Origin of the sequence: Reyranella sp., assembly GCF_050185545.1 — a bacterium.
Lineage (GTDB): Bacteria > Pseudomonadota > Alphaproteobacteria > Reyranellales > Reyranellaceae > Reyranella.
This window is the reverse complement of the sequence record NZ_JBFWZI010000173.1, coordinates 1-15389: the sequence shown is the minus strand read 5'-3', so window position 1 is coordinate 15389 and position 15389 is coordinate 1. Positions and strand designations below refer to the sequence as shown.

General features: G+C 67.5%; 15 protein-coding genes. 7 read left to right on the top strand and 8 right to left on the bottom strand.

The features are described from left to right. Positions 1-208: alpha/beta fold hydrolase (locus AB7O82_RS30530; RefSeq protein WP_428620969.1), on the bottom strand; the 208-nt coding region annotated here is incomplete at its 3' end. A 144-nt stretch (positions 209-352) separates the two neighbouring features. Between AB7O82_RS30530 and AB7O82_RS30525 the strand changes: the two genes are divergently transcribed. From AB7O82_RS30525 to AB7O82_RS30510, 4 genes are all read left to right on the top strand, one after another. Then, complete coding sequence (locus AB7O82_RS30525) at positions 353-559, top strand: hypothetical protein (protein WP_428541753.1); 207 nt, start codon at positions 353-355, stop codon at positions 557-559. Between the two features lie 60 nt (positions 560-619). Further along, complete coding sequence (locus AB7O82_RS30520; protein WP_428541750.1) at positions 620-1177, top strand: ureidoglycolate lyase; 558 nt, start codon at positions 620-622, stop codon at positions 1175-1177. 345 nt (positions 1178-1522) lie between these two features. Then, positions 1523-3133 (top strand): peroxidase family protein, encoded by a 1611-nt coding sequence (locus AB7O82_RS30515; RefSeq protein WP_428541747.1) that lies wholly within the window; start codon positions 1523-1525, stop codon positions 3131-3133. Positions 3134-3155: 22 nt separating this feature from the next. After that, the gene (locus AB7O82_RS30510; protein ID WP_428541744.1) at positions 3156-3536 is read left to right on the top strand and encodes a hypothetical protein; all 381 of its coding nucleotides are present in this window, start codon (positions 3156-3158) and stop codon (positions 3534-3536) included. Between the two features lie 13 nt (positions 3537-3549). On the opposite strand, the gene AB7O82_RS30505 is transcribed toward AB7O82_RS30510, so the two are convergent. Together AB7O82_RS30505 and AB7O82_RS30500 are read right to left on the bottom strand one after the other, a co-directional pair. Next, positions 3550-5538, bottom strand: a complete 1989-nt coding sequence (locus AB7O82_RS30505) for a BTAD domain-containing putative transcriptional regulator (RefSeq protein ID WP_428620968.1) — start codon at positions 5536-5538, stop codon at positions 3550-3552. An 87-nt stretch (positions 5539-5625) separates the two neighbouring features. Beyond that, positions 5626-6864: a YcaO-like family protein gene (locus AB7O82_RS30500; RefSeq protein WP_428554323.1), complete on the bottom strand. Its 1239-nt coding sequence runs from the start codon at positions 6862-6864 to the stop codon at positions 5626-5628. A gap of 86 nt (positions 6865-6950) precedes the next feature. Between AB7O82_RS30500 and AB7O82_RS30495 the strand changes: the two genes are divergently transcribed. The 3 genes from AB7O82_RS30495 to AB7O82_RS30485 all read left to right on the top strand — a co-directional run bounded on the left by AB7O82_RS30495 (position 6951) and on the right by AB7O82_RS30485 (position 9317). After that, positions 6951-7397, top strand: a complete 447-nt coding sequence (locus tag AB7O82_RS30495; protein WP_428620966.1) for a hypothetical protein — start codon at positions 6951-6953, stop codon at positions 7395-7397. A gap of 186 nt (positions 7398-7583) precedes the next feature. Then, a complete protein-coding gene (locus AB7O82_RS30490; protein WP_428554329.1) occupies positions 7584-8291 on the top strand; it encodes an adenylate/guanylate cyclase domain-containing protein in 708 nt (235 codons plus the stop codon). Between the two features lie 21 nt (positions 8292-8312). Next, positions 8313-9317, top strand: a complete 1005-nt coding sequence (locus tag AB7O82_RS30485; protein ID WP_428554332.1) for a Bug family tripartite tricarboxylate transporter substrate binding protein — start codon at positions 8313-8315, stop codon at positions 9315-9317. 14 nt (positions 9318-9331) lie between these two features. Here the strand turns inward: AB7O82_RS30485 and AB7O82_RS30480 are convergent, their stop codons facing one another. The 5 genes from AB7O82_RS30480 to AB7O82_RS30460 all read right to left on the bottom strand — a co-directional run. Next, complete coding sequence (locus AB7O82_RS30480) at positions 9332-10372, bottom strand: ABC transporter ATP-binding protein (RefSeq protein ID WP_428554334.1); 1041 nt, start codon at positions 10370-10372, stop codon at positions 9332-9334. Beyond that, a complete protein-coding gene (locus AB7O82_RS30475; RefSeq protein ID WP_428620964.1) occupies positions 10369-11436 on the bottom strand; it encodes an ABC transporter ATP-binding protein in 1068 nt (355 codons plus the stop codon). The genes AB7O82_RS30480 and AB7O82_RS30475 overlap by 4 nt, the downstream gene beginning before the upstream one ends. A 7-nt stretch (positions 11437-11443) precedes the next feature. Continuing rightward, complete coding sequence (locus AB7O82_RS30470; protein WP_428556318.1) at positions 11444-12556, bottom strand: ABC transporter permease; 1113 nt, start codon at positions 12554-12556, stop codon at positions 11444-11446. Between the two features lie 97 nt (positions 12557-12653). Further along, positions 12654-13640, bottom strand: a complete 987-nt coding sequence (locus AB7O82_RS30465; protein ID WP_428556321.1) for an ABC transporter permease — start codon at positions 13638-13640, stop codon at positions 12654-12656. 242 nt (positions 13641-13882) lie between these two features. Further along, a partial coding sequence (locus AB7O82_RS30460; RefSeq protein WP_428620962.1) for an ABC transporter substrate-binding protein occupies positions 13883-15389 on the bottom strand: 1507 nt, incomplete at its 5' end.

Here is a 15389-nt window from a genome sequence, read left to right as displayed (position 1 = left end):
GACCGACGGACTCCCCGCCATTGGCATTGCGCTGGTCCATGGTGATGCAGCGGAAGTCGTGCTTGAATTCCTCCATCGCATTGAAAACGGCGGTCTGCCAGTTGCTGACGCGGGAATTCAACCCGCCACCAGGGATGACCAGCAGCGGGAAGCCGGAGCCGGTCTCCTCGTAGCGAATGCGAACGTCGCCTCTTTGATATAATGGCATGGAATTCTCCCGAAGACGGTCAGGTGGCCGGTTTGCTGGCTTGCGACTACGAACCTGTCCTCGAAGTTATCCTAAGGACACCATTTCGCCCAATCCGGCTTCCAGATCGACAGGTGCAGCTGGGGCCGTTGAAAGGGGGCTTGCATGCTCGACGTCGAGGACCTGCTCGAACGCGCCAAGGCGGACAGGGAGCGTGCCGCCCGGACGCGCATGAACGCCGCCCGATCCACGGACCTGTGCGAGCGACTTCAGGCCCGCGAAGGCGCGGTGGCGCTCGATCGGCGGGCAACAGTGCTCGAGGCTTTGGCAAACGGGCAGATGGTGACACTCTCTCGCCTCTGGCGGCGGTAAGGCCGCCAACCCGGTGCGCGATTTCCCGGTGCGGCGCATGGATCGAACGGGGGGAACTGGATGATGCCACGACTGGTCGAGATCGCGGTGGAGCCGCTCACACCGTCCGCCTTCGCGCCGTTCGGCGCGATCGTCGGCGCGGTGGGCGGAGCGCCGGCGCTCGACTGGGGCACCTTGCAGACCTGGATGGCGCCGTTCGACGTCGATGGACCGACCCAGATGACGCTCTGTCGCTATCATCGCGAGCCGGTCGAGTGGAGTCACATGGAGCGCCATCTTGGCGTGACGCAAGCCTTCCTGCCGCTGGGTGGAGTGGCCAGTGTCATGGTCGTGGCACCGCCCAGCGACCCGGCGGACCGCAACGCCCTGCCGCCGCCCGACAGCGTCCGCGCCTTCCGCATGGACGGCACGGTGGGCGTCGTGCTCCATCGCGGCACCTGGCACGCGCTCCGCCGCTTTCCGGTCGGCGCGCCGCTGATCGACATCGTTCTGCTCACCGGACGCGACACCCAGGCCGAGCTCGAGCGCCAGGCACGCGACGGCTCCCTGCCTCGGCTGACCCACGAAGCAGACTATGCCGCGGTGCACGGCGTCACCTTTCGCGCGGTCGGCGTCTAGCCTTTTCACGACACAATCAGCGGATTATTCGGTGAGCTGCCGGGGCAGGGCCATCCCCGTCGCCCGGTCGCGGCGCCGGGTCGATGCCTCTACGCCGCGGCCATTCACGGTAAAATAACGCAACCGGTGACAAGGTCGAACGATCGAACGGGGGAGGCCCAGATGATCGTTTCTCACGGACGCGGACTTGGCGGAGCGCCACACTATGCCGACAAGGCTGAAGCCGCGATAAGCACACTCGACGAGCGTGGCTTTCGTCACCTGGGCAAGGCGCCGGACGACGCGCAGCGGCTCAAGGCCGGCGGTGCCGCCCCTCCTGACAACCGGCCGGAGACACATCGTCTGATGGGCGTCCTGGCGGGCCTGATGGCGACGGAGAACGAAGGGCCGGAGCTCATCAAGAAACTGGAAAATCCCGACCTGCCGTCCGGCTACACCTATCTTCTGCAGCTCGTGGCCCACGATTGCGTGCGCACATCGACGCCGTTCTGGGCCTTGTCCAACCCGCGGGCGCAGGCGCGCAACGCGCGCACCGGCCGGCTCCGCCTCGACACGATCTATGACGACGGCCCGTCTGGATGCCCGTTCGCGTACGAACCGGATGATCGAAACGACACGTCGTCGCGCAGCCGGCTTCGCCTGGGACGCATGCGCAGCGATCCCATGCGCGCCGAGGCCAACGGCCCGCTGCGCGATATCGGACGCCTGGCCAGCCAGCCGATGGATGCGCCGAATGGCGCCGCTCCTGGCAATTCCAACGAGCCGTGGATCGCGAATCCCTCGCTGACCGAGGTCCTGCTCGCCGATTCGCGCAACGACGACAACGTGCTCGTCTCGCAGATGACGGCCTTGTTCCACATGCTGCACAACACCCTGCTTGGCGTGATCGACCGCTCCTCCGAGCCCGGCGAGTGGCGCGGCGACATGGAAAAGCGCTTCGCGTGCGCCCGTGCCGCGACCACCATGATCTACCGGCGCATCGTGCGCGATGACTTGTTGCACCGGCTGCTGCAACCCGATGTGCACAAGCGGTACCAAGCGGAATACGAGGCCGGCGGCAGCCGTGGCACGCTCGAATGCGGTCCCGGAAAGCGCGGCGGCACGTCGGTGCCGCTGGAGTTCTCTCATGGCGCCTTCCGCTTCGCGCACAGCATGATTCGGCCCGCGTATCAGACGGGCGCGCCCGCCGCTCAGCCGCTTTCGCAGGCTTTGAGGCGCACCAGCACCCGTGCACCGGGCTCCATGCCACTCGATGCCAGCTGGATCCTGCCCTGGGGGCGCTTCTTCCGGCTGGAAGGCGGCAGCCCCGAGCCCAACCTCAGCCTGAAGATCGGGCCTCGCTACACGGGCACGCTCGACAACGCAGCCTGGTTCCCATCGCCGCTGCCGCCGGCCGAGGCAGCCAAGTCGTCACCTGGCGTGCGTACCAACGGCGTCGCCCTGCAGGATCTGCTGAGCGCCGCACTCTCCGGCGTATCGTCCGTTCAGCCGCTCTACGCGGCTCTGCAGAGCAGGATCGCGGAACTGGGCTGGGGCGACCTCCTGGCTCGCTCGAAGCTTGCGGACGAGGAGACACGCCGCGCGGTGTTGGCCGGCTGGATGAATCGGCCCCGCCACGCCACCCGGCCAAACGAGAACGACGTTGCCGCTCTCGCCGCCGATCCACCCCTGCCGTTTTACGTGATGTTCGAAGCGGAGCACGAAGAGGCGGGTCTTCGCCTGGGTCGCCTCGGCTCGCTGATCGTCGCCGAGGTGCTGTATCGTGCGATGCTCGATGACCCGCTCCCCGGCGAGATCGTCACGGCGCCGCTGCAGGACAACCTCGCGCGCTTGTCACTGAGTACGCTCGGCAAGGGAGCCCTGGCCGCCGTTCCCGAGATCCGCGACATGGCCGGCCTCGTCGGATTCATCGCCGACCAGAACCGCCTGCGCGGTGCCACGCCCGCCTTCATCTGATCAACCGCAGAAAGGACACGCCATGATTCGCCCCCTGACAGTCAACAATCACGCCAAGCTGGGCGTCCTGGTCAAGAAATGGTCCAAGGACGAGACGTCCCGGCCGAAGTCGCTGGACGAATTCAAGACTGCGCTCGCCGACGCCGGGATCGACTTCGATCTCGACCCTGGCATCACGAGCCTGAGCTTCAGGACACACCTGCCCAACGAGCTCGTCATCCGTTTGCCGCCGGCCGACATGATCACCGAACACGAGCAGCGGCTGCAGTCGCAAGGCTACAACCTGCCGGACTTTTACGGCGCCGTCACGGCGGAGGGCGCGCAACCGGGCGCCAGCTTCGAAGTGAAGCTCGACTTCGACAACGCGCGTACCGGCGACTACACGATCGCCAACTGCGCCTGACCGGCGCAGGCGCCTACCAGCCATTGTGGCGCAGGCCGGCGTCGGGAATTCCGGCACCGGCCACGCCCTGGTGCAGCCTCTCCCAATTCTCCAGCGTGCTGATGGGATACAGATGGAGCAGCCATTTGCCCATGAGGCTCTCGGTCGGCGGCGTGGCGCCTCGCCACGCCTCACGCACCTGGCTGAAGTAGTCTCCCGCAGCACGCCGCGCGCCCTCCCTGTCACCCAGATTGTAGAGCGCCGCGGCCCGCCAGGCGCGCAGCGTCCTGATCACGTCTTGCGCCTGGTCGCAGGCCGTGATCGCAGCACGGTCGTCACCGCGCAGATAGGCAATCGTCACCTGGTATCCCCAATGGGTCCTACTGGGCGCGAACGTCATCTCGAGGGACTCGGAGGCGAGCCGCATCGCTTCCGCGTGGCTGCCGCAGAACGAATGGAACAGCGCGGCCGAAATCAGCGTCCAGCTGTCGTTGGAATTCAGCTCGCAGGCGAGCTGCATGTGCGTGCCGGCGCGGTCGTACTGGCGGACCATGGCCAGCGACCATCCGAGGCAAAGCTGCGCCCGCGAATCCATCGGGTCGAGCTGCACCGCCCGGCGCGCCATCTCGAGCGAGCGCTCCTCGCGCGCGCGGTCGCGCCACACGCCGGGATTGACGATGTGCTCGACATTGTCGAGCTGCGCGAGGCTGCTGTACGACGACGAGAAGTTCGGGTCCTCGGCGATCGATTCGAGGAACAGGGCGCGGGCGCGACCCCAGTGTTCCGGGCTGAAGCTGCGGATCACGCTCTGCCCCAGCAGCCAGCGATCATGCGCCGCCAGGGACACGTCACTGCGCGTGGCGATGCTGGAAAGCCGCGCCGCCGATATCTGGCCGGTCAGCGACATCGCAATACCGCGCACCAGCTGGTTCTGTGCCTCGAACCACGTGTCCAAGCCAACATCGATGCGTTCGCTCCAAACGACGATTCCGGTCTCGCCATCGCGCAGCGTCAGCACGAGGCTGATGCGGTCGCCTGCCTGATAGGCGGTCCCGCCGATCGAGTATCGGCCGGAGACGCGATCGATCGAGGCGTCCCGGGCCGGCAGCACGCCGCCATCCATCACGAACCATTCACGGAAGCGCGCGAGGCAGGCGATCAGGTCGTGCCGGAAGCCCTGCACGAGGTACCCGCGCTCCTCCGGCACGCCATGCGCTGCGAAGGACTCGACCAGCAGCAGGAGCCGCCCCCCGGCGCTGCGCGGCTGCGGTGGCATGGGAGGAACCAGGATCGGCGGCTCGCTGCGCGGCCCCGGCTTCAGCTTGCCCGACTTGATGTCGGCTACCAGCTCCTGCGTCGCCAGCGAAGGCTCCATGTCGAAGTCCTCGCCAAGCACGTTCCACAACGCTTCGTAGGTGCGCAGCGCACCGGAAATGTTGCCCTCCGCGACCGCTGCCTTCATCGCCTGCCGGCAGGCTTCCTCGTGGGTCGGATCGAGGTTGAGCAAGGCTTGCGCAAGAGTCCGCTGATTGCGTGTCTCCGCCGGCAGGAGCATCTCCAGCCGGCGCGCGAACTGATCGTGAAGCGCCTGGCGGCGCGCCAGAAGCCACACATTGAATGCCGGATCGAGATCCTCGAGTCCTTCCAGCAAGGCCTCCGTCGGCCGCGTCTGTGCCAGCAGAGCAGGATGGACCTCGCCCTGGCCGAGCGCCGACTTGACCTGTTCGACATCGACGTCGAAGGCATCGCGATCGAGCACGAGGCTGAGTCGTTCTGCCGCCAGTACGTCAGCCGGCAGCACGCCGCGCAATTCGTGCACCACTTGGCGCAGCGAGGCTCGCGCCTTCTCTTCCGACGATTCGCTCCACAGCAACCCGACAAGCCGCTCGCGCGTTTCTTCGCCAGTTGCCGACAGGGCGAGGCAGCCAAGCACAGCGCGGGCCTTGCGGTTGCGCAGACGAAGTTCCTGCCCCGCCCTATCGAGCCTGAAGCCACCCAGCAGGGACATGGAAAGTTGATTCATGCCCGCCCGCATTGGACCTGGCTCCTCGCGGAGCTCTCTCCCAGGTCGTTTCTATTTTATGATACCAGCGCGAGAATGCCATTCCAATCAAGCGTAAAGCGAGACCCCGACCCGATGCCCGGGGCCTCCCCCGGTCTCGGCAATGGCGTGCTGCAGGCGGGGCGACATTTCGATGGACGGCTCGCAGGCGAGGCCCGGAGACAGCGCGCGCCAAACGGGCATCCCACCTCCACCCTCGGAGTGATCGAACACCAGCAGCTCGAGACCGGCCGCTTCGAGCCGATCCCGGAGTGATGCGATGTGCTGGTTCGCGGCATTGCCCGACAACGCCAGGCGGCGCGGGGCTCCCGTCGGATGGATCAGCCAGGCGGTTTCCCCAGTGATCTGCCAAGTCCGGCTCAGTATCGCCTTGTCGCGCGGGTTGAGCCCGGCCTCGCCGCGCTGCTCGCGCTTTGCCGAGGCCACGGCATGGGCCAGCTCGTTCTGGCACAGCTCGAGAACCGCCGCGCAGGCGGCCTCGGCGACGTTCGGACGAGCCGCCGTGCCGAAGCTGAATCCCGTGCCGTCCGACCCCAGAGAGACCGCGGCGACCACCGGCACGTCGAGGTCGCTCGCGATGTCGAGCAGCCAGGTGTGGCGATGCGTCAGGCCTCGCCGCAGCTCTCCGAGCAGCACGCCGGCCTGCGCGGAGGCCTCCAGCGCGACGGGCCGTCCGGCACGACCACCGCGCCACCACAGCGCGACGGCATCCCGCTCCACCAGCTCGAGGGCGGCGCGCAGCATCGCTTCGTCCCGGGTGCGGCCGGCAGCGCAGCCGATGCTGAGTGGGGCCGCGGCAGCCCGCGTGACCCGATGCGGGATACGACGCAAGCATCGATCCAACGGCACCGCGCGGGGCGCGCCGTCCGGCCATCGCAATGCCGTCACCTCATCGGCGGCACCTTGCCCGAGCCTCGTCCGCTGTGCCGGGGTCAGCACCTGGGCCCGCAGTTCCACGGCCTCGCCGATACAGGCGGCAAATGCGGCGCCGGGCTGCGCGGCAACACCGGAGCTGCCGATCACCGGCAAGCCAGGCTCTCCCGCGGCCAGCGCCAGATCGACCTCGGCACCGAAGCAATGAAGGCCTGGCGCATCCGGCGCACGCAGCGGGAAGACCCGCACGCACTCCGAAGCAGCCGCCAGCAGCCGGGAGCGATCGGCCGCCACTGCGGGTTCCGCCACACGATCCCAGCCGAGCAACCCCAACAAGGGCGTTGCTCGCCGGTCCGCCGGGTCGTATGCCACAGCCGATGCTGCCAAGCGCAGCAGATCGACTGGTATCGCCATTCGTGTCGTCTCCGGTGCCGCTGCCCCCTGCGCGAGGCATCCGTGATGGTCGCTCAACCGTATGACCCAGGCAAGCAGGTGGACCGATGACCCCAGAAGGCTTTGTCATGGCGATGCAGGGCAAGGTGGTGCTGCGTCGCGAGCGTTCGGCGACGCGACGGACCCTCAAAAGGGTATGGTTCCTCGTATCCCGCCTCGGGCCGGAAGGGCGTGTGCTGCTGATCGGCTGGTCGGGCCGCGAAACGGGCATGACGTCGCCTCGGACGATGCCGCGGTTGACCCTGGTGGGGTTTCAGCAATCGGCCTTCCGTCCCAGCGGAGGGGTGCGTTTCGACTTGCTGCACCGCGCGCCGACGGGCCTTGTCATCGCCGGCCAGGTGGTACCGACGGCTGGCCGGGCGTTGCTGTCGAACGTGAACTCGCCGTATGCCCTGCGGGTCGTGGCGTGCCTGCCCAATGGCTTGTCCTGCCGCATCGCCGCCGCACGCCGCCCATGGCTCGGCGAGGTCATTGACGACTATCGATACAACTAGCTGAGCTCCGTCTCGGATTACGAGACCGCCAAACACTCCTCGACATCGGGTCGCCGCCTCGACAGGGGGCGCCTCCACGATACTGCCACAAAGAGGCAGTTTCGATTCACAGTCGCCTCACGACCCGATCACGGCCCGGCTGGTACCAAGTGCCCATCGCAACGGGCCGTCCGGCTGAACAGCCGGATGGCCGGAGAGGGCAACATGACCACGCTGCCAGCCATTCCCTCGGAGCGCGCGCCACGGCGCCGCTGCGAGATCGCCGGATGTCCGGTGGCATTCCTTTTCACCGACCTCAGCAACTCGACCGCCCTCTACGAACGACTGGGCGATGCCGCCGCCTATGACGTCGTGCGCCAGCACTTCGCGTCCCTCTCGGACCTCGTCTTCGACCACGGCGGCACCGTCGTGAAGACCATCGGCGATGCCATGATGGCCGCATTCGACGATCCGTTCGACGCGGTTGCCGTCGCCCTCACCGTGCAGGCGCGCATCGCCCATTTCGATCGGGCGAAGGCGAAGGGAGGTCATCATCGCCGAATCGCCGTCAGGCTGGGCGTTCATGCTGGCGGGTGCGTCAGGGTCGAGCGCGACCACCGCGTCGACTATTTTGGATCGACCGTCAACCTGGCGGCCAGGTTGCGGGGGAGGAGCAGGAACGGCGACATCGTGCTGAGCCACGACGTGGCCGGACGTCCCGGGATCAGCCAACTCCTCGCTACCTTGCCGACTCGCGAGGAAAGCCTGCCCTTCAGAGGGATCAGGGGGCTCGTTCGCTTCGTGCGAGTCCTTCCTTCGATCCAACAGGTGATCGGGTCAGGTTCAGTCCCGGCTCCCCAATCGGACTCTTCGGAAACTCCGCCCGGGGCATTTTTTGCCCTCGGGGGGCACTAACGTCAGCAAGGGAGGAAGCACATGTCGATCGCCATCCACCGACGCACGGCGATTGCCGCAGGGTTGGCTGCTTGTGTCTTCGCGGCGCCCAGTGCCGCTCGCAATGGTCGCACGGAGGCTCTTCGCTCCGGTGACAGGAGTGCGCGCATCGTCGTCCCCTTCGCCGCCGGGGGCACAACCGATCTCATAGCGCGCGTCGTGGCCGGAATCCTGAGCGAAGCGACGAGCTGGAATTTCGCCGTCGAGAACAGAACGGGCGGCAGCGGCAATGTCAGTGCGGAGATCGTAGCCCGCGCCGTGCCGGACGGGAGGACATTGCTGCTGGGTCACGTCGGCACCGCCGTGACGAACCAGTACCTGTACAGGTACGTTCCCTATGACTGCGCGGAGAGCTTCGCGCCCATCGCCCTGGTCGGCGAAGTGGCAAACGTGCTGGTCGTGCATCCCTCGTTCCGCTGCCGGTCGCTCGCCGAGCTGATCCACTGCTGCAAGGCCCAGCCGCCCTTCCACATGAGCTACGGCTCCCCCGCGATCGGCAGCATGGGGCACCTGGCCATGGAGCATCTGCAGGGGCTGGCCGGCATCAGGCTCGCGCACATGCCTTACCGCAGCCGGTCGCGCCTGATCAGGGATCTGCGGGCAGGACATGTTCTGGTCGCGATGGACAATCTGCCCACCTGCCTGCCGCACATCCGATCAGGTGCGTTCCATGCCCTGGCCGTGAGCTCGGCAGGTCGCTGGTTCGCCGCGCCCGAAATACCCAGCGTCAGCGAGCATGGCTTCGGCGACTTCAACGCCACCCTCTGGTGGTATGTTGCCGCGCCGACCGGCATCCGGCGTGCCTTGGTGAACGTTCTCTCCGAAGCAATCGTGAAGGGACTCGCCAGCGAGGCCGCCGTGGCGAGGATTCGCAGCCTCGGTGTCCTCGAGACGCCACGCTGCGCGGACGATCTCGCCGCGCACATCGCCGCCGAAACAGTGAAGTGGAAGACCGTGATTGCAGCCGCCGGGCTCGAGGCGCGGTAGCGGGCGAACGCGCCTCAGAACTCCATCTCGCCGGCGAAGTGGCAGCGGCTGAAATGACCCGGCGCGATCTCGCGCAGCGCCGGGGCCTCGACGCGGCAGCGCGCCTGCGCGTGACGGCAGCGCGGGTTGAAGTAGCAGCCTTGCGGCGGCGCGGCGGGGCTCGGCACCTCGCCGCCCAAAATGCCGTCACCCGAGCGGACGCGCGGGTCGGCGGCCGGCACGGCGCGCATAAGGGCCGACGTGTAGGGATGCTGCGGCCGGCGGAACAGGGCATCGGTCTTGGCGAGCTCGACCAGCTGGCCGACGTACATCACGGCGATGCGGTCGGAGATGTGGCGCACCACCGAGAGATCGTGGGCGACGAACAGGAAGGTGAGCTTGAGCCGCGTTTGCAGCTCGAGCAACAGGTTCAGCACCTGGGCCTGGATCGAGACGTCGAGCGCCGACACCGGCTCGTCGGCCACGACCAGGCGCGGGTTGGTGGCGAGGGCGCGGGCGATGCCGATCCGCTGGCGCTGGCCGCCCGAGAAGGCGTGCGGGAAGCGATGCATGAACTCCGGCCGGAGCCCGACCAGGCGCAGGAGCTCGGCGACGCGGTCGGCGCGCTCGCGGCGATTGCCCATGCCGTTCACCAGCAGAGGCTCGCCGACATTGTCCAAGAGGTTCATGCGCGGGTTGAGCGAGCCGAACGGGTCCTGGAAGATCATCTGGATCTCGGCGCGCAGGGGAAGCAGCTCGCGCGGGGCCAAGGTGGCGAGATCGACGGTACGGCCCTCGCGCGTGCGGTAAAGGATGCTGCCGCCGGTCGGATCGATGGCGCGCAGGATGCAGCGCGAGGCCGTGGTCTTGCCGCAGCCGCTCTCGCCCACCAGGCCCAGCGTCTCGCCCTCGGCCAGGGTGAAGTCGACGCCGTCGACGGCGCGGACGTGGCCGACGACGCGCTGCAGGAAGCCGCGCGTGATCGGAAAGAACTTTTGCAGGCCCTTGACCTCGAGTAGCGGCGGCTGAGCGGCGAGGCCGTCGGTTCGCGCGGGCGAAGCGGCTGTCTCGCTCATGCCGGGTCCACCACGTCGTGGTGCAGGAAGCAACTCGCGAGCTGGCTCGTGCCGACCGGCTGCAGGCTGGGCACGGCGCCCGCGCATTTCGTCATGACGTCGGGGCAGCGCGGATGGAACGGGCATCCCGGCGGGCGATTGAAGGGATGCGGCAGGGCGCCGCTGATCACCGGCAGGGCCACGCGGGTCTCGCCGTACAGGCTCGGGATCGAGCGCAGCAGGGCGCGCGTATAGGGATGCTTGGGGGCATGGAAGATGTCGTCGACCGGCCCCTCCTCCATGACGCGGCCGAGATACATGACGACGACGTAGCTCGCCATCTGGGCGATCACGCCGAGATCGTGGGTGATGAAGATGATGGCGGTGCCGTAGCGCGCCTGCAGGTCGCGCAGCAGCGCCAGCACCTGGGCCTGGGTGGTGACGTCGATCGCCGTCGTCGGCTCGTCGGCGATCAGGAGCCTGGGCTTGCACGACAGCGCCATGGCGATCATGGCGCGCTGGCGCAGTCCGCCGGAAAGCTGCCAGGAGAAGGCGTCGATCCTCTGCTCGGGCATCGAGATGCCGACGTCGCGGAACAGGCCGACCGTGATGTCGCGCGCCTCGCGGCGTGTGAGCTTGCGGCCGCCCTCCTGCCAGCGATGGCCGTGCAGCAGGATGGCCTCGACGATCTGGTCGCCCACCGTGTGCACCGGGCTGAAGGCCGCCATCGGCTCCTGCGGGATCAGCGCGATCTCGCCGCCCCTGATGTCGCGCATCACCGGACCGCGCGGCGGCAGCCGGGCGATGTCGACCACTTCGGCGCTGTCCTCGCCGCCGCCATTGACGGGCCGTCGGCGGAAATGGATCTCGCCGGCGGTGATGCGGCCCGGTCGCTCGACCAGCTGCAGGATGGCGCGCATGGTGACGCTCTTGCCGCAGCCGCTCTCGCCCACGACGCCCAGAACCTGGCCAGGCATGACATCGAAGCTGGTGCCGTCCACGGCGCGCACCAGCCCCTCGTCCAGCGCAAAAGAGACGCGCAGGTTGCGCACCGAGAGCAGCGGCCGGGCGTTGGCGAGCGCCATCGGCCGCTCAGTGGCTGTAGGGGTCGGCGGCATCGCGCAGGCCGTCGCCCACCAGGTTGAAGGCGAGCACGGCCACGATCACGACCAGGCCGGGGATCAGCAGCCACGGCGCCAGCGCGAGCGTCTGGATGTTCTGCGCCTCCTGCAGCAGCACGCCCCAGCTGATCGCCGGCGGGCGGATGCCCAGCCCCAGGAAGGAGAGCGAGGTCTCGTTGATGATCATCACCGGGATGGCGAGCGAGCTGGTGGCGATGATGTGGCTCAGGAAGGTCGGCACCATGTGGCGCAGGATGATGCGCATGCGCGAGCAGCCGGCGAGCCGGGCCGCCAGCACGAAGTCTTCTTCGCGCAAAGCGAGGAAGCGTCCGCGCACCTCGCGGCCGAGCGTCGTCCAGCCGACCAGCGAGAGGATCACGGTGATGGCGAAGAACACCTCCGTCGGCGTCCAGTCGCGCGGCAGCGCAGCCGACAGGGCGAGCCAGATCGGGATGGTCGGCACCGATTGCAGCAGCTCGATGATCCGCTGGATCACCTGGTCGGTCTTGCCACCGACATAGCCCGAGATGCCGCCCAGCACGACGCCCAGGATGACGCTCAGCGCTACCGCGACCAGGCCGACCGTCATCGAGGTCTGGGTGCCGTGCATGATGCGGGACCACTGATCGCGGCCGAGCCGATCGGAGCCCAGCAGGAAGATGCGCTGGGCCGGATCGACGGGGGCGACCAGATGGATGTTGGTTGGGATCAGGCCGAGCAGCTTCCAGGAGAAGCCCGGGGCGAAGAAGCGGACGGGCACCCTCTTCCCGGGATCGGTCGTCCATTCCATGCGCAAGGTCACAGGGTTGCGCTTGCCGACGATTGCCGGCACCCACGGCGCGAGCTTGCCGTCGTCGAACAGATGGATGGTCTGGACCGGGATGAAGGCCTGGCGCGCGTCGGTGCGCTCGGGATCCTGGGTCGAGAAGAAATCGGGCGCGATGACGATCAGGTAGAGGAAGATCAGCAGGAGGCCGCTCACCATCGCCAGGTGATGGCGGCGGAAGCGCCACCACACCAGCTTCCAGTTGGAGGCGACGGCGACCCTGTCCTCGGCCGCGCTGCCGGCGACATCGACAGTCATGGGTGGGCCTCATGCGGACCGCGGGCGTCCCGCCCGCTCAGAATCATGAGCGGGCGAGACGCCCGCGGTCCGGATGAAGACATGATCCTGCCCATCCCTACCTCTCCACCCGCACGCGCGGGTCGATCAGGGCAAGCGCGATGTCGGACAGGAGCGTCCCCAGGATGGTGAGGAACGAATAGATCAGCAGGATGCCGCCGGCCAGGTACATGTCCTGGTTGACCAGCGCGCGCAGCAGCAGCGGGCCGATGTTGGGCAGGTTCATCACCGTGGCGACGATCAGGCTGCCGGAGAACAGCATCGGCAGGTACCAGCCGATGGTGCTGACCAGCGGGTTGAAGGCAAGCCGCACCGGGTAGCGCAGCACCAGGCGCCATTCCCTCATGCCCTTGGCGCGCGCGGTCACGACATAGGGCTTGTTGAGCTCGTCGAGCAGGTTGGCGCGCATGATGCGGCTCAAGCGCGCCGTTCCGGCGATGCCCAGCACCAGAGCCGGCAGCCAGATGTGGCCCAAGAGGTCCCAGACGCGAGCGAGGCTCCACGGCGCGTCGACGTACTCGGGCGAGAACAGGCCGGTGACGCTGATGTCGAAATAGGCGAAGGCGACCCACATCAGGATCAGCGCCAGCATGAAGTTGGGCGTCGCCACGCCAATGTAGTTGATCACCGTCAGCACATGGTCGCCGAGCGAGCGCGGATGGGTCGCCGAGTAGATGCCGGCCGGCACGGCGATCGCCCAGGTCAGCACGAAGGAGAACAGCGCCAGCGCCAGGGTCAGCCCGATCTGCTCGCCGATCAGCTCGGCGTTGGGCCGCTGGTACTCGAGCGACAGGCCGAAATCGCCGTGCACCAGGTGCTGCACCCACAGCCAGTACTGCACGATCATCGGCTGATCGAGCCCGTACTGCGCGCGCAGCGCGGCGATCTGCTCGGCCGAGATCGACGAGCCGGACGACGACAGGGTTGCCACGTAGGCCGTCAGGAAGTCGCCCGGCGGAGCCTGGATGATGACGAAGATGACGAAGGAGTAGATCACCATCAGCAGCGGCAGGAGCGCCAGCCGCTGGAGAATGTAGCGGGTCATGCCTCAGCTCTCCTCCCCACGAAGTGGGGAGGTGTCGCCGTCATCGGTGACCTGCCTTCGCCGAAGCGAAGCCGCTTCGGCTTCGCGCAGGCAGGCGGAGGGGTCATGAGTCTTGGACCGCGGGCGTCTCGCCCGCTCATGATCATGAGGCGGGCGAGACGCCCGCGGTCCGCATGAATCATGGCCCCTCCGTCGCGTATGACGCGACACCCCCCCAGCGAAGCTGGGGAGGAGAATGAGGCTCACTTCGCAAAATAGAACTGCTCGGTGCGGGCATTGCCGGGGCTGCGCAGCGGCCAGTCGTTGCCGAGTGTCGTCGGCACGTTGCGGAACTTGGTGTTGGTGACCACCACGCCCTGCACCATCGGCGTCAACCCGACCGTGCCGATCTCGAACAGCTGGTCCGCCCAGATGCGATAGAGCTCCTGCGAGAGCTTGACCTGCTCCTCCGGCCCGACGGTGCGCGCCTTGTCGACGATCTCGACGATGCGCTTCATCTCCGGCGGCGGCTCGGCGCCTTCCTTGCCGCCGGTCGCGTACCAGCGCAGCCACAGCGGCCCCATGGTCAGGATCGGCGAATTGCGCGGATCGACCTTGGCATTGCCGGTGTAGGGGAAGGCGCTGGTGTCCTCGTTCCAGATCTCGGACATCAGCTCGTTGTTCTCTCTCATCTTGAAGTGCAGGGCGCGCTCGCGGATCTGCACGATCGTCTTGATGCCGACCGCCTCCCAGTCCTTGGAGACCAGCAGGGCCACGTCGGGCCACGCGCCGAACGCCGGCACGACGCTGATCTCGATGGTCGCCGGCTTGCCGTTGGGCAGCAGGCGGAGGCCCTGGGCATCCTTCTTGGTGAGGCCGATCGAGTCGAGCATCTTGTTGGCCTCGTCGCGCTTGAACTCGGTGTATTTCTGCGCCCATTCCTTCCCCGGGAAGTATGGATGCCACGGCGCCGGCACGCCCTGGCGCGGCTCGCCGAGGCCCAGGAACACGCTCTCCTTGATCTGGTCGCGGTTGATGGCGAGCGACAGGGCACGGCGGAACACCACGTTGGCCATCAGCTTCCCCATCTCGGGATCGGCCTTGTAGGTCTGGTTCAGCGCGATCACCGCGTCGGCGCCGCCGAAGGTCGGCCAGGTGATGATGCGATACTTACCGGTCTTCTCCTGCTCCTTCAGCACCGGGTAGTTGGTCATGTTGACGTGGCGTTCCTGCATGTCGAACTGGCCGGCGATGGCGGCAAGATTGAGCGCCTGGGCGTCGGCAAAGTAGGTGAAGCGCACCTCGTCGAGATAGGGCAGCTGGTTGCCGGCGCTGTCGACGCCGACGAAGTACGGGTTGCGCTTGAGCGTCAGGACCGGATCGGAGGCGCGGCTGGCCGGCGCCCAGGCGCCCATGGTCGGCCGCTCCGGGTTCTCCCACGGCGCATTCCTGTTGGCGAACAGCTCGGTCCACGCCTTGAAGCCTGCCGCCTGCGTCGCCTTGTCGATGTCGGCCTTGGGCGTGTGTGCGGGGTGGAACTTCTTGAGGTAGTGCGCCGGCAGGAACACCGCGAAAGTGCGGTCGGCGCCGTCCTGGTTGGCAAGCGCGGTCAGGAACAGGGTGGCCGGCGCCGCATAGGTAAACCGCACCGTGTTGTCGTCGACCTTCTCGACCTTGGCCGGCGAGCCGTCGGCATTGCGGATCCAGCCCGGCAGGGTCGGCGTCAGCTCCTTGTTGAGCAGCACGTCGTTGTACCAGAACAGGATGTCG